The organism is Atribacter laminatus, from assembly GCF_015775515.1.
Classification (GTDB): Bacteria; Atribacterota; Atribacteria; order Atribacterales; family Atribacteraceae; genus Atribacter; species Atribacter laminatus.
This window is the reverse complement of sequence record NZ_CP065383.1, coordinates 439829-458862: the sequence shown is the minus strand read 5'-3', so window position 1 is coordinate 458862 and position 19034 is coordinate 439829. Positions and strand designations below refer to the sequence as shown.

At 39.9% G+C, this 19034-nt stretch carries 18 protein-coding genes and 1 tRNA gene; 12 read left to right on the top strand and 7 right to left on the bottom strand.

Translation table 11 applies throughout. The features are described 5' to 3' along the window. The first annotated feature begins 13 nt into the window (after window positions 1-13). The 3 genes from eno to RT761_RS02255 all read left to right on the top strand — a co-directional run bounded on the left by eno (window position 14) and on the right by RT761_RS02255 (window position 2781). Complete coding sequence (gene eno / locus RT761_RS02265; protein ID WP_218112470.1) at window positions 14-1300, top strand: phosphopyruvate hydratase; 1287 nt, start codon at window positions 14-16, stop codon at window positions 1298-1300. A gap of 95 nt (window positions 1301-1395) precedes the next feature. Next, window positions 1396-1737, top strand: coding sequence for an FtsB family cell division protein (locus RT761_RS02260; protein ID WP_218112469.1), 342 nt, complete (start codon window positions 1396-1398; stop codon window positions 1735-1737). Window positions 1738-2415: 678 nt separating this feature from the next. Continuing rightward, a complete protein-coding gene (locus RT761_RS02255) occupies window positions 2416-2781 on the top strand; it encodes a S1 RNA-binding domain-containing protein (RefSeq protein WP_218112468.1) in 366 nt (121 codons plus the stop codon). A 78-nt stretch (window positions 2782-2859) separates the two neighbouring features. Here RT761_RS02255 and RT761_RS02250 read toward each other — a convergent pair whose 3' ends face one another. From RT761_RS02250 to RT761_RS02240, 3 genes are read right to left on the bottom strand one after another with little or no spacing between them, the layout of a single operon-like run. Further along, window positions 2860-4500, bottom strand: coding sequence for a hypothetical protein (locus tag RT761_RS02250; protein WP_218112467.1), 1641 nt, complete (start codon window positions 4498-4500; stop codon window positions 2860-2862). 14 nt (window positions 4501-4514) lie between these two features. After that, on the bottom strand, window positions 4515-5615 hold the full coding sequence (locus tag RT761_RS02245; protein ID WP_425491270.1) for an NAD/NADP octopine/nopaline dehydrogenase family protein: 1101 nt from the start codon (window positions 5613-5615) through the stop codon (window positions 4515-4517). After that, window positions 5611-6612, bottom strand: a complete 1002-nt coding sequence (locus RT761_RS02240) for a D-alanine--D-alanine ligase family protein (RefSeq protein ID WP_218112465.1) — start codon at window positions 6610-6612, stop codon at window positions 5611-5613. Before RT761_RS02240 ends, RT761_RS02245 begins: the two co-directional genes overlap by 5 nt. A gap of 953 nt (window positions 6613-7565) precedes the next feature. On the opposite strand from RT761_RS02240, the gene tadA reads away from it, so the two are divergent. The 9 genes from tadA to asnS all read left to right on the top strand — a co-directional run bounded on the left by tadA (window position 7566) and on the right by asnS (window position 15240). Beyond that, entirely contained in the window at window positions 7566-8057 is a 492-nt protein-coding gene (tadA, locus tag RT761_RS14255; RefSeq protein WP_218113385.1) for a tRNA adenosine(34) deaminase TadA, read from the top strand. Further along, window positions 8010-8103, top strand: a tRNA-Ser gene (locus RT761_RS02230). The genes tadA and RT761_RS02230 overlap by 48 nt, the downstream gene beginning before the upstream one ends. A 305-nt stretch (window positions 8104-8408) precedes the next feature. Beyond that, window positions 8409-9578 (top strand): ABC transporter substrate-binding protein, encoded by a 1170-nt coding sequence (locus RT761_RS02225; RefSeq protein WP_218112464.1) that lies wholly within the window; start codon window positions 8409-8411, stop codon window positions 9576-9578. A gap of 135 nt (window positions 9579-9713) precedes the next feature. After that, the gene (locus RT761_RS02220) at window positions 9714-10493 is read left to right on the top strand and encodes an ABC transporter ATP-binding protein (RefSeq protein ID WP_218112463.1); all 780 of its coding nucleotides are present in this window, start codon (window positions 9714-9716) and stop codon (window positions 10491-10493) included. Continuing rightward, the gene (locus RT761_RS02215; RefSeq protein ID WP_218112462.1) at window positions 10486-11190 is read left to right on the top strand and encodes an ABC transporter ATP-binding protein; all 705 of its coding nucleotides are present in this window, start codon (window positions 10486-10488) and stop codon (window positions 11188-11190) included. Before RT761_RS02220 ends, RT761_RS02215 begins: the two co-directional genes overlap by 8 nt. Before the next feature lie 2 nt (window positions 11191-11192). Continuing rightward, window positions 11193-12092: a branched-chain amino acid ABC transporter permease gene (locus RT761_RS02210; protein WP_218112461.1), complete on the top strand. Its 900-nt coding sequence runs from the start codon at window positions 11193-11195 to the stop codon at window positions 12090-12092. Beyond that, on the top strand, window positions 12089-13075 hold the full coding sequence (locus RT761_RS02205; RefSeq protein ID WP_218112460.1) for a branched-chain amino acid ABC transporter permease: 987 nt from the start codon (window positions 12089-12091) through the stop codon (window positions 13073-13075). The genes RT761_RS02210 and RT761_RS02205 overlap by 4 nt, the downstream gene beginning before the upstream one ends. A 16-nt stretch (window positions 13076-13091) precedes the next feature. After that, window positions 13092-13853, top strand: coding sequence for a creatininase family protein (locus RT761_RS02200; RefSeq protein WP_218112459.1), 762 nt, complete (start codon window positions 13092-13094; stop codon window positions 13851-13853). An 82-nt stretch (window positions 13854-13935) separates the two neighbouring features. After that, window positions 13936-15240, top strand: coding sequence for an asparagine--tRNA ligase (gene asnS / locus RT761_RS02195; RefSeq protein ID WP_218112458.1), 1305 nt, complete (start codon window positions 13936-13938; stop codon window positions 15238-15240). 116 nt (window positions 15241-15356) lie between these two features. Here the strand turns inward: asnS and RT761_RS02190 are convergent, their stop codons facing one another. From RT761_RS02190 to glgP, 4 genes are all read right to left on the bottom strand, one after another. Further along, a complete protein-coding gene (locus RT761_RS02190) occupies window positions 15357-15725 on the bottom strand; it encodes an IPT/TIG domain-containing protein (RefSeq protein ID WP_218112457.1) in 369 nt (122 codons plus the stop codon). A gap of 31 nt (window positions 15726-15756) precedes the next feature. Beyond that, a complete protein-coding gene (locus RT761_RS02185) occupies window positions 15757-16074 on the bottom strand; it encodes an IPT/TIG domain-containing protein (protein WP_218112456.1) in 318 nt (105 codons plus the stop codon). Between the two features lie 227 nt (window positions 16075-16301). Next, a complete protein-coding gene (locus RT761_RS02180) occupies window positions 16302-17072 on the bottom strand; it encodes a hypothetical protein (RefSeq protein ID WP_218112455.1) in 771 nt (256 codons plus the stop codon). Window positions 17073-17267: 195 nt separating this feature from the next. Next, window positions 17268-19025, bottom strand: a complete 1758-nt coding sequence (gene glgP / locus RT761_RS02175; protein WP_343073767.1) for an alpha-glucan family phosphorylase — start codon at window positions 19023-19025, stop codon at window positions 17268-17270. Window positions 19026-19034 lie beyond the last annotated feature (9 nt).

The following is a 19034-nucleotide window of genomic DNA, read 5'->3' as shown; positions in this document are numbered from 1 at the left end:
AGATGGTAAACTGATGAGTACAATTTTTGATGTTCATGCTCGAGAAATTCTTGATTCCCGTGGAAATCCTACAGTAGAGGCAGAAGTGACTTTAGCATCGGGTGCTTTTGGTCGGGCTGCTGTTCCTTCGGGAGCGTCAACTGGAACTTTTGAAGCAGTTGAACTTCGCGATGGCGATAAAAATCGATATCTTGGCAAAGGAGTAGCCAAAGCAGTTGAAAATGTGAACGAAATTATTGCTCCGGAAATTATTGGACTCGATGCTCTTGATCAATCCAAGATAGATAAAGTCTTAATAGATCTGGATGGAACTCCCAACAAAGGAAAATTAGGAGCTAATGCGATTCTTGGTGTTTCCTTAGCGATTGCGAAAGCTGCGGCTGAATATGCCGGTCTTCCACTTTATCGGTATATTGGTGGTGCAAATGCCTGCGAGTTACCAGTTCCTTTGATGAATATATTAAATGGTGGGAAGCATGCCGACAGTGGTGTTGATATCCAGGAGTTTATGGTCGCTCCTTGTGGATTAAAAAATTTTAGAGAAGCTTTGCGAGCTGGAACTGAAGTATTTCACCACTTAGCGAAAGTTTTGAAAAGAAGAGGGTATTCGGTAGGAGTTGGAGATGAAGGAGGTTTTGCTCCAAATCTTCATTCTTCCGATGAAGCCTTGGAAGTTATCATCGAAGCTATCCAGCTAGCAGGGTACGAACCAGGGAAAGATGTCTTTTTGGCTTTAGATTCGGCGGCATCGGAATTATACAAAGACGGTATTTATGTTTTTGAAAGAGAAGGCGCTCGTCGGAATATCGATGAGATGATTGAATTTTATCAAGAGTTGGTGGAAAAATACCCAATCATATCCATTGAAGATGGATTAGCCGAAGATGATTGGGAAGGTTGGAAAAAAATGACCTTTGCTATGGGTGATAAGATCCAGTTGGTTGGTGATGATCTTTTTGTGACCAATAAGGAACGTTTGATTAGAGGTATTAAAGAAGAATGCTGTAACTCCATACTCATCAAGCTCAATCAAATCGGTACCCTCAGTGAAACCTTAGAAACTATTGAGGTCGCAAAAAAAGCTGGTTATACTGCGGTTGTATCCCATCGATCTGGTGAAACCGAGGACACGACCATATCGGATTTAGTTGTAGCTTGTAACACCGGTCAAATTAAAACTGGCTCATTATGTCGTTCGGAAAGAATTGCTAAGTATAATCAATTGCTCAGGATTGAAGAAGAGTTAGAAGAAGCCGCAGTGTTTAATGGACGGGATGTTTTCAAAGTTAAAGGGTATTAATTTAAAAAATAACCTTCCCTAAGGATTTTGCCGCAAAATAATTAGGATAAAATCCTTGGGGAAGAAATTCATTAAGGTTTTGGTGGATTGAGAAGATGGTATCTTCCTATTATTACGACGGAAAAACCGAACCTGATGTTTCCCATAAACTTGCGTTTAATTGGAGGAAGATGCTTTTTTCAATTATTTTTGCTTTAGTTCTTTTATCTTGGTGTTTTGGTTTTGCCGGGAAATTGATAAATTACTATAATTTGCTGGCAGAGGAAACCTATCTCTCCCAAGAAGAAAAAAGGCTCTATAATGATATCGAACTTTTAAAAGATGAAAAGCAAAATTTAAATCAAGATTGGTACATTGAAAAATTAGCCAGGGAAAAATTAAACCTTGCCAAACCGGGTGAGGTATTGATTAAAGTTGTTCCTTCAGAAAATCCTTGACACTCTCCTTCACTCATTTGTATAATGATTTCGCTTTTCCATTGAAAGATTTTAAACATTCTTTAAAATTTACTTTTATACAGTATTGAGAGAAGTTTGAGGTACTGGTTTTTAGGATAGACCTTCATGCTGTATAACAGTACCAGATGAGGATGAAAATAGTTACATAAATCTGTCATTGCGAGGAGCCTAACCGTTCTTTGGTTAAACGACGTGGCAATCTAATCCACCTGCTCCGTCATTGCGAGGAACGGAGTGACGTGGCAATCTCATTTATTAGAATCAGTGATTGGTGAGGAGTGAACCGTGAGCCGGATAAAAGAAGCAGCAGTTGATGATAAAAACGACAATCCGGTGTTTCTTTTCCTAAAGACCTAAAGATTTCATCCTTAAAAATAATTTGGAAATAAAAAAAAATTAAAGGATGAGATCCTCACGCGGGAAAGCACCGCTCAGGATGACGCCTGCGGTGTCAGATGAGATACTCACGCCCTTAAAGGCCGAGGGGGCGAGGGGGAGAATGAAAAAAGAATTAAAGGATAATATAAAAAACTGAAAAGATGAGATCCTCACGCCCTCGAAAAAAAGGGCTCAGGTTGACGTCAATTTTTATTCAATACTTTATTATCATGATAAAAATTAGGAAAAATGATACAAAGGAGGATAACGAGTCACCCCATGATTGAGGTGAATGATATTGTTGAAGGTTCGGTTGTTGGCATCACTAAATTCGGAGCGTTTATTGAATTAGAGGATGGGAAAAAAGGACTCATCCATATTTCGGAGATTTCAAACCAATTTGTTAAGGATGTGAATGATTTTCTTAAGGTGGATGATAAAGTAAAAGCCAAGGTTATTCACATTTCTGATGATGGTAAAATTGACCTGTCGATAAAACGACTGAATGAGGATGAAGAGTATTTAGAGAAATTAGAGAAAAGTAAAGCTATGTTTGAGCAAAAGTTGAACAAATTTCTTAAACAAAGCCAGGACAGGCTTACTGATCTCAAAAAACACCAGGAAAATAAACGTAAATTCCACTGATTTTTAATGTATAGTATTGGTTCATGAGAGGGAAGCCAACGAAAACTGGCTTCCCTCTTTTCCTTTATAATGCATTAACTAAAGAAAGTTTTTTAAGCGATCTTTTTCTTCGATAATTTCCCCATTTTTATCGACTACTCTTAAAACACCTTTAATAATTCGAGTCCGGACTTGGCCGTAAGCTTCAGGATTTCCTAAAAGATGGGGTGCATCCAAAATACCTTTTTGGATGGCACGGGCAAGAGTAGCAGGAGAAGCCCAGGGATCATCTCCATCTCCATGTTGGTGAATATTTTTTATAGCCTCAAGAAGGATTCTCGCTTCATAAACCAAACGTTCTTTTTCTGTTTGAATCACTTGATCCTTTTCCCAATCGGGAAAATCAAAAAGCAAGTCCTTGATGACACCCTGAACAAGCTCGGCACTTTCAATAAGCTCATTGGGATAGATAAGATGATCGGCTTCGCTGTAACCAACTACATGAATAATGTCCGGTTTGAGCGCCAAACCTAATGCCGTAGATGCTCCTAATTGTCCTTTTGCAATGTTCATATTGGTGGAAAAATGAGCCAACCCACCCCGGGTTTGGGTATAAATGATAAAATCTTTATCTCGAAGGGGTGCAATTAATTCTTTTTTGGCAAGCATTTTTGCTAAATCAGCTCGTGGAGAGATTCCATTGGGGTTATTGAGCATATATTGAGCAACGTAATGTTTTGCACCGGCTTTTTTGGCATTATAAGCTGCTAAGTAAAAAGAAGCACAGGCGACGCTATCAGGCGCATCTCGCAGGCTCCATTGATGAGATTCGTTGACTTCCAGAGGAACGCCAAGGGCTGCATATCTTTGCATGGCTTTTTGATTTTCAGTAATAGCAGCTTTTATTGAACGTTGAGATCGGCCATCCAGTCGGCTGTACCAGGTTAAAGGGACTGCACCCCAAGCGATATGAATCGCCTCAAATAACAATTGGGCCCAGTCTTCCAGATGGTTGGTCCCACTATAGCAACGCAGCAGAGGGTAGTTGCCATCCCGAGAAGCAGTATAGATTCTTTCCAGGTCCTCACGACTTCTAACCGGGACTCCACCAGCTCCACTTTCATCCACTTTCATCTTTTCAGGTTCAAAAAAGAACTCTTGAGCATTTTGATCAGGTCCCAAAGAAATGACATCGATGGTTTTTGATTGGCTGATTTGAACAATGCCTTTGATAGTTTCTTCAAGACTTGGTCTTCCAAAATGATGTCGAAGGAGAGGGAAAGGTTTTTTGGCAAGAATTCTTTCAGGAAGAGTAGAGGCATATTTTTTATCGGGAGGGATATCTTGGGTAACTTGGTGAATGCTTTCAAGAATTTCATCAAAACTCTCTTTTCCGCTGAAAATATATTGAAAAACACCGACACTCTGAGCGATTGGTTGTAAAGCCGGTGTACAGCTAAGAATATAAGTACTCTGGTCAAGAAGATGATTTTCTTCTAATTGACGGCGTAATTCGGTGAAGAGAATTTGAGCTGAATCTTCACTTAAACGATAACCAACGATAACACGTTGGGGCTTTTTTTCTTTAATACATTGAATTAACTGGTTGACTGGAATTGCTGGTCCCAAAAAATAGGATGTGTATTGGTATTCTTCGGCCAAACTGAGAAACCGATAAATTCCGGCGACATGAACACAATTTCCCAGGGTTGCACCAATTATGATTTTTTTCTCAACCATGTCAAAACCTCCAATTATGAACTTGAGTTCGCTTCTACCACGACCATTTCTCGAATTTCTTTTACGCTAAGCCCTGCTAATCCCAGCTTTTCTACTGTCCTTCCTTCTACAAAGTAATCCTTATTGTGAAGAATGTTAGCCAACTGGATCATGCAATCTATGGTTGGAGTTGGGATTTGTAACATTTTCCCAAAAGATGAAATGGGAACCAGGCTCATTGGGACATCCTCGGTAATATAACGAGTAAAAATGGTGTAGGGAGCTCGGATTCCACGGTAACCAGGATTGTTTTGAATTGCCTCGTAGAGATTTCTCCCATAGGCATCATAAGCGGAATAGAGCCATTCTCGTGCGGTGATAGCTCGGATTCCTAAAGCTTCGGCTACCTTAACTCGTTCACTGTCAACTGCTTCAAGAATTAAAGCAACTGATGGGGTGATCCCATCGATATAATAATCAAATTCACCATGGGTGTTCTCAATGCGAGCAGCGTTGAGAATGGTTAAAGTGGGGTGGAAAATCGCTCCAATATTATTAAAACTGGTTTTGAGGACGTTATCCTCAGGAACAAACTGGGGAAGCGCTTTGCGAAGCGCCGTTACTACCTCAACAGTTTTATAAGCTGGAATAGCTGCCACAGGAATACTATTTTTAATTCGGAAGATTTTTACTTGGGCTGGACCGCTGATCCGACTGGCAAAAAGAAAGGTTTGAGCTTCGGAGATGATCACCTCTACGGTTACATTTCGCTCTTTAAATATTTGCCTGAACTCCAAAGCACCACCAGTTCGGCCGGGGTTTAAAACAATGATTTGACCATCTTTGAGAAAGGGAACGAGATTTTCTGCCATGAAGCGCTGACCAGTTGCCGGAACAACCACCATAATTATTTCAGCGTCTTTGATTGCTTCTTCGATGTTAGAGGTAACAACATTTAATGGAGCAAATCCCTGTATTTCTCCTTCGACCTGAACACCACCCATCAGCCTTAAGGAATTTAATCGGTCAGAAGATCGATTGTATAAGTTGACCTTAAAACCTTTTAAAGAAAGATATCCAGCCAAAGCTTGCCCACCATGACCGGCTCCCAACACTGCAAAGTGAGTTGCATCAATGACGCTCATTTTTTTTCCTTTCCAGAGCTATTTGTAGGAGTTTTTTTATCATTACAGGATATTCTATGCCATGGTAAGAGCACATTTCTGGGAAAGCACTATGTTTGTAGTGGAGCAGTGGCAGAGCGTTTATTTCAAAAAAGAGAGGCAGGTTTTCTTTTTGATCAAAAATGAGGTGGAAAGTCGCAAAATCTTTAAGGTTAAGTTCACGGAAAATTTTAATAGCCATGCTTTCCAGCATGGTTTTGTGTTCATCACTTAATTTTACTGGGCAGGATATATCGTCAACGTATCCTTTTTTGCTTTCGATTTCGGCATCAAAAAGAGGTTTTTCTCGGGAGAGATTTAATTCCATAATAGGAAGAACTTCGGGATTATTCCCATTTCCCCAGAGACCAATCACCATTTCTCGACCTTCAACGAATTTTTCAATCAACACTTTCTCGTTGGTTTGGGTAAAAATTTCCTCAGCTTTTTTTAAAAGGCTTTCCTGGTCATTGACTATTGAATCTGATGATACCTTTTGGCAGTGATTACGAAAGCGAGATTTTATTATATAAGGATAATCAAGACCATCAGGTAAGGAATCACCAGGCGACCATTGAATCGATGAGGTGGTGGGAATACCAATGCCCCTCATGGAGAGTTTGGTAAGAGCTCGATCGAGACATAAGGAGTGAATAGTAGAATTAGAGCCAAGATAAGGGATGTTTAAAGCGTCTAATAAAGATGGCAAGAAAGCTTGATCATAAGCTTCTGCTGAGCAAACCGCAAGATTAAAAACAAAATTCGCATTTTGATTGGAGAGGGAGGGAACGAGTTCGATAAGTGGAACATCAACGTTGAGCTGATGACAATCCCAACCTTTTTGCTCTAAAGCTTCGATAACCATAGAAACCGTTTTTCCCTGTAAATCGGGTCTATTGGAATAAAAATTCTTTTCTCTTTCTTCAAATATCTTCTTACTGAATGCAACGAGGATTTTATTTATAATCATCTCCTCCTTTTTTATAGAGTATATGACCTACCATTAAATTCATATTAAAGGATATACATTTTATCTTGGAGACCCATCTGTTCGCTTGTTTTATTGCACCTGATTAAAGTAGCGACATGCCATGGCATGTCGAATCTTGGACTTTCACCCTCATCCTCACCTTCTCCTTTTTCCTTTTCCTTTTTCTTTCCTCTCCCCTGGCGGGAGAGGATTAAGGTGAGGGAAATACCTATTTTCATCCTCATTTGGTGTTGCTATAAAGCATAAGGGTCTATCCTAAAAATACCTAAAAATGAATTCTTTAATCGGTCATTCTGAGCGGTGCTTTTCCGCGTGGGGATCCCATTCTTTTATTATTTTTAAAAAAATAATGAAAGAGATTGCCACGTCGTCCAACCAAAGAACAGTTAGACTCCTCGCAATGACGGAGCAGTAAAAAAAACTCAAATCCCCCTTACCCCCTTTGCAAAAGGGGGATATTGGCTCTTGGTTATATATTTTCATTCTAAACTGCTGCTTCTTCGCAGCATGAATGTCAATCCTAAAAACCCACGGGCATGATAAATCAAGCACCTACTAAAGAATTATAAAAAAAGGCGTCATCCTGAGGCTTCATTTTTAAGAAGCCGTGAGGGCCTGATCCTTTATAGACTATGGAACTGAAAAAAATAAGATTCTCACGCTGCACAATACGCTCCACAGAATTTCGGAGTGTGCTGATGAGATTGCCCCACCATTCAAGTCAAAAACGGTTGGGCTCTTGGGATGATAGCTTTAGACAGGCATTTTCCAACTTCATATAATATTGCCAGGCAGTATCACTATCCAAAAAAAAGTATGTAGTTATTTATATCATAAAAAAGGTTTGATGAGCAAATCAGAGCAGTACTGTATTTTCTTTTTAAAAATTGATAAGATACCGTTGTTAGTTTAGAGCGAGGTTCTTAAAGATTATGATTGATGGGATGAAATTTGCTCTTGAAGAAGCCCAGAAAGCCTATGACGAAGATGAGGTTCCAGTCGGAGCCTGTATTATTCGAGGGGACCAATTAATAAGTGTTGGTCATAATCGTCGTGAACAAAAACAAGAAATAACTTCTCATGCTGAAATTGAGGCAATTCAGAAAGCTTCACAGGTTCTAGGTAGCTGGAGATTGGAGGGCTGTGACTTATATGTCACATTGGAACCATGTTTGATGTGTGCTGGTGCAATTATCCAGGCTCGCATTCGGAAGTTATTCTATGGTGCCAAAGATCCCAAAACTGGTGTTGCCGGAAGTGTTCTTGACCTTTTCAGCAAAAAACTGTTTAATCATTCTGTTGAAGTATATAACGGAATTTATGAAGATCGTTGCAGCCAATTATTAAGACTGTATTTTAAGAAAAAAAGGGGTATTGGAGAGGTGGCCGAGTTGGACGAAGGCGCTCGACTCGAAATCGAGTAGGCAGTGCTGAACTGTCTCGTGGGTTCGAATCCCACCCTCTCCGCCATTGAGGAAAAAAGGAGTATAATTCGAAGTATATGAAAGGGATTTTCCTTATAAAGAAAAGCACCTAACCCCTACTCAGATTTTTTAAAAAAACGATCGAATCTTAACTTCAAGGCGTAACCATTTACTATCAGCAAAGAAGGTTGTTTTATCTCTCAAATAAGAAACAAATCTCTTATTTATAAAGAGGAATAAATGCTCAAAAATAAAAAACAAATTCCTTTACAAGCCATTTTAATATTGACGAATGGTGTCCTTGAAGGTATAAATAATAAAAATATTATTTAGGAGGAGGACAGTATATTTATGAAAAGAATACTTATTATAGTGATTTCTTTATTCATTGTAATGGCAGGAACATTAGCCTTTGCACAAGAACCGGTGAAAATTGGTATAGTTATGAATCTTACCGGTCCTTGGGCATCAATTGATAACCCTAGTGCCAATGGTGCGAAATTGGCAGCCGAACAAATTAATAAAGCTGGGGGTGTGTTGGGTCGTCAGATAGACTTGAAAGTTGTTGATACCAAGGCTGACGAGGGAGAAACCAGTGCTGCTGTTGTTCGATTAATTGAAAATGAAAAAGTATCAGCTTTAATCGGTTACGGAGATACCCATTGGGTGAATATTGCTGCTTCGATGGCAAAAGAATACGGAGTTCCTTTTATGACTCCAGGAGCTACCCATCCTCGTATCCCCGAGCGTTTTGGGGCTTGGCTAGCTTGCTTTGGAGATAATGCTCAAGCATCAGCAATAGCCGAATATGCCGTGAGGGACCTTGGGTTGAAAAGAGGCGTTATTTGGGTAGATACGGCAGTTGATTTTAGTGTTGCTGTATGTGCTTTCTTTGCCGATGCTTTAAAACACTACGGTGGCGAAGTTGTTTACGAAGACTACTTTGAAGTAACCTGGAAAGATTTCTCCGCCATGTCTGCTCGATTAAAAGAATATCAAGATAGAGGCGAAGTAGATTTTGTATATGTCGGTGCCATACCTGATAACTGTGGTTTAATTGCCAAGCAATTGCGAGATAATGGAGTTACAATCCCTATGTATGGCGAAGATGGTTTTGATACGCCACTTTTAGTCGAAACCGGTGGAGAAGCTGCTGAAGGCGTCATTTTTGCTACTCACGTTTCATTAGAAGATCCCAGCCCAATTATTCAGCAATTCAAGGCTGATTACCAGGCCATGTATGGGAATCCACCCGAGAACGCTTTTGCAGCATTAGGATATGATGCAGTGAAATTAGTGGCAAAAGCAATTGAAATAGTTGGAAGTGATGCCCCAGACAAAATTCCAGAAGGTTTAGCCCAAATTAAAGATTTTGCGGGAGTATCTGGAACTATTAGCTATGAAGGTGGTAGCCAGATTCCAAATAAGTCAGTTTCAGTTATCGAAGTGAAAGATGGAAATTTTGTCACAGTAAAACAAATTGCTCCAGAGTATTTGTCCGATCCAACTATTGCAAAATAATCTTTTCTAAAAGCGGACTCAAATATTTGAGTCCGCTTTTGTTTTATCCTATCTTTCCTTCGTCATTTCCTTTAAAAAATTTAGATTGTCATACCATGGCAGTCTATCATGATAGACTTATGAACGGAGAAAGAAATGCCTGAACCAATATTGAAAGTAACTGATTTGTGGAAAAGTTTTGGGGGCCTTACTGCAGTAAATGATTATTATCTCGAGCTTCCCCTGGGAATGATTTACGGACTTATAGGTCCTAATGGTGCTGGAAAAACCACAATTTTTAATCTTTTAAGTGGAGTTTTAAAACCCAATCGAGGTCGTATCGTTTTTAATCAAATTGATATTACTCAATTTCGACCCGATCAGATAACCCGGGTTGGTTTGACTCGAACCTTCCAGAATCTCCGTCTTTTTCCATCGCTTAGTGTTGAGATGAATTTAAAAATTGCTAACCATATCCATCTGTATTATTCTTTTGTTTCTTCACTTTCGAACTTACCAGGTTTTTTTCACTCCGAAAGAGAAATGCAAAAGAAAGTTGATACCATGTTGGATATTTTTGGCTTAACTCAATATAAAGACGAATTAGCGACCAATTTACCCTATGGTTTACAAAGAAAATTAGATATTGCTCGAGCCTTGATGACCGATCCAAAGGTAGTTCTTTTGGATGAGCCATCGGCAGGAATGAATACTGGGGAGTCAGAAGATTTAGCCCGGCTTATTCTTCAAATTAAGGAGAAATTCCGTCTTACTCTGGTTATCGTTGAGCATCGAATGCCTTTTGTAATGGGTTTAGCCGGTATTGTTCAGGTATTAGACTATGGTTCAGTGATTGCCCAGGGTACTCCTGAAGAAATACAAAATAATCCTCAGGTTATTGAAGCCTATTTAGGAACGGGTGATACCATTGCTTAAAGTTAAAAATCTTAGTGTGAAATACGGAGTCATACCAGCCCTTCAAGATATTTCAATCGAAGTGAAAACCGGTCAAATAGTATCCCTCATCGGGGCAAACGGTGCTGGGAAAACAACCACTTTAAAAACAATTATGGGGATTCTAAAACCGGTGAATGGAAGCATTGTTTATCGTGATGAAGACATTACCCGGATGCCGACTCCACAACGGGTTCGCAAGGAAATATGTTTGGTTCCTGAGGGAAGGGGTATTTTTAATCGTTTAACTGTGAGGGAAAATCTTTTTTTAGGAGCTTATCATCGGAGTGATGAACAAGAAATTAATTCAGATTTGGAAAAATCGTACTCCCTATTTCCTCGACTTAAAGAAAGGGAGAACCAAATAGCTGGTACGCTGAGCGGCGGGGAACAGCAAATGTTAGCAATCGGCAGAGGTTTAATGTCACGACCAAAACTCATGCTTTTAGATGAGCCTTCTTTGGGTTTGGCTCCTTTGGTAGTCCGAGAGCTCTATGAATTGATCCAAGAGATTTTAAAGCAAGGTGTTACCATACTTCTGGTTGAGCAAAATGCCACGATGGCGATACGAGTTTCCAATTACGTTTACCTTATTGAAACTGGCAATGTGAAATTGGAGGGAATCCCCAAAGAAATTGAATCTCTTGAAGATGTGAGAAAGGTTTATCTGGGAGGTTGATTATGTTTTCACTGGGCTATGTTTTACAACAAACGATGAATGGTGTCATTTTAGGTTGTATTTATTCCTTGTTGGCATTGGGAATGACGGTTGTCTATGGAATATTACGACTAATCAACTTTGCTCACGGGGCACTCATCACTTTAGGGGCTTTTTTTGTGTACTTCGTGAGTATCAGTTATGGATTCCCCTTTATTGCAGGTATTTTTTTGGTAATCGGATTTGGCAGTTTAATGGGCTTAGTTTTAGATATTGTAGCCTATCGAAAGCTGCGCGGGGGGCCGGAAGTTGCTTTATTGATTACCTCGATTGGTTTTTATACTTTTATTGAGAATTTTTTAAAATTAATAGTTTCTCCCCAACCCTATGCATTTAAAACTCCCGATTATTTAAATATTCTTTATCGAACGCAACTTTTAACTTTTCGGTCAATCGATCTATTCATCATTGTATCTTCAATAGCAATTATGATCGCCTTTTCGCTTTTTATCAAAAAAAGCAAAATGGGGATTGCGATGAGAGCAACTGCAGAAAATTTGGAAGTAGCCAACATGATGGGTATCGAAATCAATAAGGTTATATCGGTTGCCTTTGTTTTGGGTTCAGCAATTGCTGCCTTTACCGGTTTTTTTTGGGGTGCAAAATATGGACAAATTTCTTATGATATGGGATTTTTAACCGGTGTAAAAGCGTTTGTAGCTGTCGTGGTTGGAGGGGTGGGAAGCGTACCTGGAGCAATGTTAGGTGGTTTTATTTTAGGTGTAGCCGAGATACTCTCGGTAGCATTACTTCCTACTCGATTTGCCGAATATCGGGATGGAATCGTTTTTGCTATTCTTATTTTAGTTTTACTCATTAAGCCCTCAGGGATTATGGGAGTAAAGGAGGAGATTCGAGTATGAACCAGAAGAGAATTATCCCGGAATTTTGGTTCATAATTGGAGGTTGTCTCCTCTTCCTTATCATCTTCATTTTTTCCCAGACTCTTAATCGATACCTCATTCATATTATTGTCCTGATGGGTATCTATTCAATCGCCACCGTCAGTCTCAACTTGACCAATGGATATACTGGTCTTTTTTCTCTTGGCCATGCTGCATTTATGGCAATTGGGGCTTATACTTCTACCTTGCTGGCTTTTCCGCTCCATCTGAGGGAGTCATACGAACTTCCGCTTTTACCCTCTTTTTTGGCAGGCGCCGATGGAGCTATGCCCTTTATCATTGCTTTAATCGTCGGAGGGCTTTTTGCTGCCCTATCAGCAGTGATAATTGGAGCCCCAGTTCTCCGGTTAAGAGGGCATTATCTTTCTGTCGCTTCGTTGGGATTTATGGTCATAGTGACTACCTTTGCCAAAACTCTCAAAGGGATCACCCGGGGATCAATGGGGATCAATGCCATACCTTCTTATACCAATATTTATTGGACCTATTTATGGCTTCTCATCGCAATTTATGTGGTTTGGAGAATAGTTCATTCCCGTTTTGGACGTGCCATGATGGCAATTCGAGATGATGAAACCGCCTCTCAGGTTCTGGGTATTTTTCCGATGAAATATAAACTGATGTCTTTTGTCGTTGGGGCTTTTTTTGCCGGAGTGGCTGGTGGTTTATTTGCTCATTTTACCAAAGCGATACGGCCTTTTGAGTTTTCCTTTACCATGACCTTCCAAATAGTGATCATGCTTATTGTGGGGGGAATGGGCACCATGAGCGGACCTTTAGTTGGGACATTCTCTTTAATGGCATTTCGTTATGCACTTAAACCAGTCGAAGAACACCTGAAAGTCTATGGTTTTATCGAATTGGTTTATGCTGCTCTCCTCATTATCATTATGCTCTGGAAACCCGAAGGTATTATGGGAAAAAGACAACTGAAAAGATAAGAAAGAAGGGATGAGTATGTCAAAAAAAGTATATCATCCAGAGATGACTTATACTCAATTTAAAGAAGGTAAGTTTAACAAAGCAATTTTTGGAGTGGGATCGGCAGAGAATCACGGATTCCACCTTCCTTTTGGTAATGATACTTTGGTATCTCATGGGATTGCTATGGCAGTCGCCCAAAAAGTTGATGGAATGTTAGTTCTTCCCCCAGTGAACGTCGGAGTCAGTTATCATTATGATGATTTCCCCTTTACTTTAACCCTCAGACCCGAAGTTTTAATTGAGGTTTTGAAAGACATACTCAATTCTACTATTCGCCAGGGAATCAATCGAATTATTATCATCAATGGTCATGATGGAAACATCGCACCGATTGAAATTGCTGCTCGTTCGGTGAAAGTTGCTCACCCAGATGTTTTTATCGCTTCTTTAGATGCCTGGTGGGTCAAAGCCGGAGAGCTTTTGCCTCAAGATACTTTTGAAGTCTGGAATGGATTGGGTCATGCTGGGGAAGGAGAAACATCGATTTCCTTATATCTATTTCCAGAATTATGCCAGCCGGAAGAAGCACAGGGAGTAGTCCCCGATCTCCCGGAGGGATTGGACATTAAATGGAAATTTAATGAAATAACACCCTATGGAGCGACTGGTGACCCGACCAAAGGAACTGCGGAAAAAGGCAAAAAGATGTTTAATGTTCTGGTGGATTACATAGTCAAATCGATTCAAGATTTAGAAAAAAATCAATGGAAATATGGCGTAATGTTGAAGATGTAAAGCCATGCCCTATCAAACCTTTTTATAAAAAGATTTGCTTAAGAATCACTTTGTAAACTGAATTACATTCTGGAGGAAAAAGATGGATATACCCTGGGTGTCAATAGGACGGATTGCCGATTTCGAAGGAAAAGTTGTTGAACTGCGTGGATGGTTAGCGAATAAACGATCAAGCGGGAAGGTTGCCTTTCTTATTATCCGCGATGGGTCGGGTTTTATTCAGGGAACGGCATTTGTTGGAGATTTTTTCACCAAGGATCAATTAGATGAGATTAAAAGGATACCGATTGAATCATCCCTCGTAATACAAGGAAAAGTTCGTCGAGAAGAACGTGCTCCTGGGGGATACGAATTAGAAATCAATTCTCTTCAACTGGTTTTTCCTTCGGAAGAATATCCCATTCAAAAAATGGAACACTCGGTAGATTATCTAATGGAACGTCGACATCTCTGGCTCCGCTCCAAAAAACAAAATGCTCTACTACGGATTCGCAATGTGGTTATGATGAGCATCCATGAATTTTTACAAAGCGAAGGGTTCATTTTACTTGATTCTCCTATTTTAACTCCAGCAGCCTGTGAAGGCACTTCGACTTTATTTGAACTCCAGTATTTTGATATCGGGAAAGCCTATTTATCTCAAAGTGGTCAGTTGTACATGGAGGCCGGAGCAACTGCTTTTGGGAAAGTGTACTGTTTGGCTCCAACTTTTCGAGCTGAAAAATCAAAGACCCGACGGCATCTAACCGAATTCTGGATGTTGGAACCGGAAGTTGCTTATTATGATTGGCAGGACAACATGGTCCTTCAGGAAAATTTAGTGAGTTTTATCGTCAATCAGGCTTTAAAAAAATGCCAAAATGAATTTGAAATTCTTGAACGAGATACCGCTCCTCTTCAGAAAATTCAACCTCCTTTCCCCCGGATTTCTTATACCGAAGCCATCGATATTCTTAAAAAGAAGGGAGCTCCAGCTCAATGGGGTGATGATTTCGGAGGAGATGAAGAAACCATGATATCCGAAGGTTTCGATCGACCGGTTTTTATTCATCATTATCCAGCTCACATCAAAGCTTTCTATATGCAACCCGATCCGGAAAATCCGACTATGGTTTTAAATGATGATCTCATCGCTCCGGAAGGTTATGGGGAGATTATTGGGGGAAGCGAACGCATTCATGACCTCGCCTTACTGGAGAAAAGATTAGAAGAACATCATCTCCCCAGAGAGGCTTTTGAATGGTATTTGGATATCCGTCGCTATGGAACCGTCCCTCATTCCGGTTTTGGTCTGGGTATTGAGCGGACAGTAGCCTGGATAGCTGGTGTCAAGCACATCCGGGAAGCCATCCCCTTCCCTCGTCAGATTTATCGGATTTATCCCTAAGATAATAAAAAACCCCCTGGGAACAAATAACCAGGGGGTTTTTTATTATCAAATATAGCTAGTTGAATTATGTAATATTAAGTAACAAATGATTCAATTGGTGATTTAGATTCTCTTCATTTAATCTGATCAACAATCATCCCTTGCATTGGTCCATAACAAGGAATGGTAAACCGAATCCCATTGCTGTTAATCCCATTTACCCTTACCACCACATCCCCGGTAATGGCTCCGCTCGGAACCAGTACTTCAATTTGGGTATTTGTCCAAGAATTTACCGTTGCCGGAACTCCGTTAAAAGTAACTACACTTGATCCTTGAGTATCTCCAAAACTGGTTCCAGTAATAATGATCGTTTCTCCCACTACTCCACATTGAGAACTAAGATCGGTAATAGTTAGAGGTACTGGTGTGGGAGCTGGTGTGTTGGTGCAACCAACCAATAAAAGAAGAACCAGTATTCCAATCGGAATATATATTTTCATAAGAAATTCCCCTTTCGCTGAAACTAGTGAGTTATATTATATGAGCAACGTGGGTATAACAAGGAATGGTAAACCAAATCCCGTTGCTGTTTACTCCATTCACTGTTACCAATACATTCCCAGTAATAGCTCCATTCGGAACCAGGGCTGAGATCTGAGTATTCGACCAGGAAGTCACCACAGCCGGAACTCCGTTAAAAGTAACTACACTTGATCCTTGAGTATCTCCAAAACTGGTTCCAGTAATAATGATCGTTGCTCCGGGTGCTCCGCAATTGGGATTTATATTGGTAATTGACAAAGGTACTGAAGTAGGAGCTGGAGTTTTGGTGCAACCAATCAGAAACATAAGAACTATTAGACCAATTAAGAGTAGTTTTTTAATAGGGATTCCCCCCTCCTATTGGTAACCATTGAATTTTTTAAAACCAAAAAAGAATTCACAAACGCGGCATTATAGAAAAACAAGCACTCTTATCACCAAATAAGAATGTAATATCTTGAAATATTTTTGTGTGAACTCAAAGAGGAATGATAATAAGCCCTGTAACTTGATTTACAGGGCTTATTATAAGCTTACGGTGCTGCGACAACTCCGGTGGCGAAATTTAAGGTGGCGTTGAAAGCATTTCCAGCTTTATCAGTGACACCCATGGCTGGGACATAAAGGAAAGTTACCACAATGGTATCACCGGTGATCAAGGAGTCTGATATCCAATTCCCAGTCAAAGTAACGCTTTGATTTCCTGCATTCATAACTACTTGAGTAGTGTTAAAAACGCTGGCTCCAATTGAGGAGAATCCCCATACGGTTGGGAAGGTAAAAGCATTCATGTCGGTAACTACGATTTCCTCGTTGAAGTTGACAGTGATGGTAGGAGCAGCGCCGAGAATTGTATCGGCCTTAGCAGATAGAGATTGTATATATGGTTTAGTCCCATCAACTATGATAGTAAATGGAGTTTTAGTGCTTTCTCCTAAGCTCCCTTGAGTAGCGGTGAAAAACAGGTTATAGGTAGCTTCGGTTGCCATTGAATTCCATACAAACATAAATTCGCCAGCTGGGCTACTTGAGGTTTGGTCTACTAGGGTATTATCACGATAGACCTTAATTACCGAGCTACTTGGAGCAGTACCTTGAAAATAGATATCTCGATTGAAACGAACTGGATCTCCATTCTGAATGATCTTACCAGTCCATCCTCCATCACGAACAATGGTTACACTTGGTGCAGTGGTACCGGTTGGTGGAGCAGTTGGGGTAGGTGTTGGTGATGGAGTTGGAGTACAACTGGTTATCAAGAAAGCCAATAAAACAACCACAGCAAGAAACGACAACTTTTTCATCTTGTTCCCTCCTTGCAAATTAAAATATACTTCATTATAGCACTTTTTTTTCTTTCGGATATAAAATTTCAAGGATTGATAAATAAAATTAGGAAAACTAAAAAAAATTAAATCCTCACACCCTGGTTTTAATAGGTGTGAGGAGATGGTGTGTTTTTTTGGAGGTTTCCAACAGATCTTTTTTGGTGTTTCTCATTATACAATCAAACGGTTTCCGTTGGGATGTTGAGTGACAATATGATGAAAATAGGCTTCGGTAATATAGTGCTCCATCATACGATGGGTGTTAAAATAGGAAGCAATCTTACCAATTGAATTTTTCATCATTTTTATCCACCAGTCAATACGTTGGTAATAGGTGGGGAGAATTAAATATTCGAGCTTATTGTATAAATCGTCAATTTCTTCCCGGCTTTGCTCGGCCGGATCGCTTTTTTCGTTTGGTGCCGGTCCAATTGCCCATCCAGTTATTCCTTCTAGACAGCCTTCCACCCACCACCCATCTAGAACACTGAAGTTGAGCGCACCATTATGAGCCGCTTTCATACCACTGGTTCCCGACGCTTCCAAAGGTCTTTGGGGAGTATTGAGCCAGACGTCAACTCCGCAAACCAATTTTTTGGCTATCTCAATATTGTAGTCTTCAAGAAAAATGATTTTGATCTCATTTTGAAGTGTTTTGGCGATTTGGATAATTGATTGTATTAATCTTTTTCCCTCTTCATCATGAGGGTGAGCTTTTCCAGCAAAGATAATCTGGAAATCACCTTTTCTTTTCACTCTTTTGAGTCTTTCTAGATCAGTGAAGATGAAATGTGGTCTTTTATAAGCAGTCATTCGGCGAGCAAATCCGATGGTTAATACATTTTCATTTAAAGCGATACCAGTTTTTTCTTTAACAAAATCTAAGAGAACTCGCTTTTCAGTTTGACCGGCTTCCCAGATTTCTTCATCAGGAATGATATCAACTCGAGTAAGGAGTTCGGTTTCACGAGCCCAGCCAGGAATATATCGGTCAAAAAGTTCACGAAAAGAATTAGAAGTCCAAGTAAAACTGTGAACACCGTTGGTAATATCGTGAATAATATATCCAGGAAACATATCGCGGGAAACTTCAGAATGGCGTTTGGCTACCCCGTTAACATACCCGCTTAAATTTAGAGCTAGAAGCGTCATGTTTAAGACATCATTTCCAGCCAATTTTTTTAAAATTGACAAGGGGACGTAATCACCGAATACTTTTTTTACCAAATCATAAGAAAATTTATCATGACCAGCTTCGACTGGGGTGTGAGTAGTAAAGACGCACAAGTTTTTTACCTGATCGATGTCCCAAATTTTATCCTCTTCCCAAACTTCTTCGAGACTTCTCTTGTTCTTGTTTAGAAGCTCTAAAGTCAGAAAGGCGGCATGGCCTTCATTAATATGGTATTTTCTTACATTTAAACCCAAGGCGTCCAGCATTCTTGTCCCGCCGATGCCCAAAACAATTTCTTGTTTTAAACGATATTCCCGGTCTCCACCATATAAGAAATCGGTTATATTGCGGTCTTCTTCAGCATTTTTGTCCAAATTGGTGTCGAGGAAAATCACCGGTACGACTCCGCCTGAAACACTTTTCCAATTATACAGCCATGCTCCGATATGAACAGTTCGTCCTGATATGGTTACTTGTACTTGGTGCTCAAACGGTTTAAGGTGCTTCTCAATATCCCAAACGATTGGAGATTCTTTCTGCCATCCATCGGGAGTTATTTCCTGATGAAAATACCCCTTTCGACTCAATAAGGTGACGGCAATAAAAGGTATAGAAAAATCTGCGACCGCTCGCACTGTATCACCGGCAAGAACACCAAGTCCTCCACTATAAGTAGGAATTTCATGAGTTAAAGCAATTTCCATAGAAAAATATGCTATTGTTTCTTCTTTTTGCAAATTTTTAATGCTATCCATTTTAAACAC

Excerpts from the sequence above, each read along its gene's own strand:
- tadA (WP_218113385.1), top strand. The coding sequence starts at position 7,566 with ATGATTGATGGGATGAAATTTGCTCTTGAAGAAGCCCAGAAAGCCTAT.
- RT761_RS02180 (WP_218112455.1), bottom strand. The coding sequence starts at position 17,072 with ATGAAAAAGTTGTCGTTTCTTGCTGTGGTTGTTTTATTGGCTTTCTTG.
- RT761_RS02225 (WP_218112464.1), top strand. The coding sequence starts at position 8,409 with ATGAAAAGAATACTTATTATAGTGATTTCTTTATTCATTGTAATGGCA.
- RT761_RS02260 (WP_218112469.1), top strand. The coding sequence starts at position 1,396 with ATGGTATCTTCCTATTATTACGACGGAAAAACCGAACCTGATGTTTCC.
- RT761_RS02205 (WP_218112460.1), top strand. The coding sequence starts at position 12,089 with ATGAACCAGAAGAGAATTATCCCGGAATTTTGGTTCATAATTGGAGGT.
- RT761_RS02185 (WP_218112456.1), bottom strand. The coding sequence starts at position 16,074 with ATGTTTCTGATTGGTTGCACCAAAACTCCAGCTCCTACTTCAGTACCT.
- RT761_RS02250 (WP_218112467.1), bottom strand. The coding sequence starts at position 4,500 with ATGGTTGAGAAAAAAATCATAATTGGTGCAACCCTGGGAAATTGTGTT.
- RT761_RS02200 (WP_218112459.1), top strand. The coding sequence starts at position 13,092 with ATGTCAAAAAAAGTATATCATCCAGAGATGACTTATACTCAATTTAAA.
- RT761_RS02190 (WP_218112457.1), bottom strand. The coding sequence starts at position 15,725 with ATGAAAATATATATTCCGATTGGAATACTGGTTCTTCTTTTATTGGTT.
- RT761_RS02240 (WP_218112465.1), bottom strand. The coding sequence starts at position 6,612 with ATGATTATAAATAAAATCCTCGTTGCATTCAGTAAGAAGATATTTGAA.
- glgP (WP_343073767.1), bottom strand. The coding sequence starts at position 19,025 with ATGGATAGCATTAAAAATTTGCAAAAAGAAGAAACAATAGCATATTTT.
- RT761_RS02210 (WP_218112461.1), top strand. The coding sequence starts at position 11,193 with ATGTTTTCACTGGGCTATGTTTTACAACAAACGATGAATGGTGTCATT.
- RT761_RS02255 (WP_218112468.1), top strand. The coding sequence starts at position 2,416 with ATGATTGAGGTGAATGATATTGTTGAAGGTTCGGTTGTTGGCATCACT.
- asnS (WP_218112458.1), top strand. The coding sequence starts at position 13,936 with ATGGATATACCCTGGGTGTCAATAGGACGGATTGCCGATTTCGAAGGA.
- RT761_RS02220 (WP_218112463.1), top strand. The coding sequence starts at position 9,714 with ATGCCTGAACCAATATTGAAAGTAACTGATTTGTGGAAAAGTTTTGGG.
- eno (WP_218112470.1), top strand. The coding sequence starts at position 14 with ATGAGTACAATTTTTGATGTTCATGCTCGAGAAATTCTTGATTCCCGT.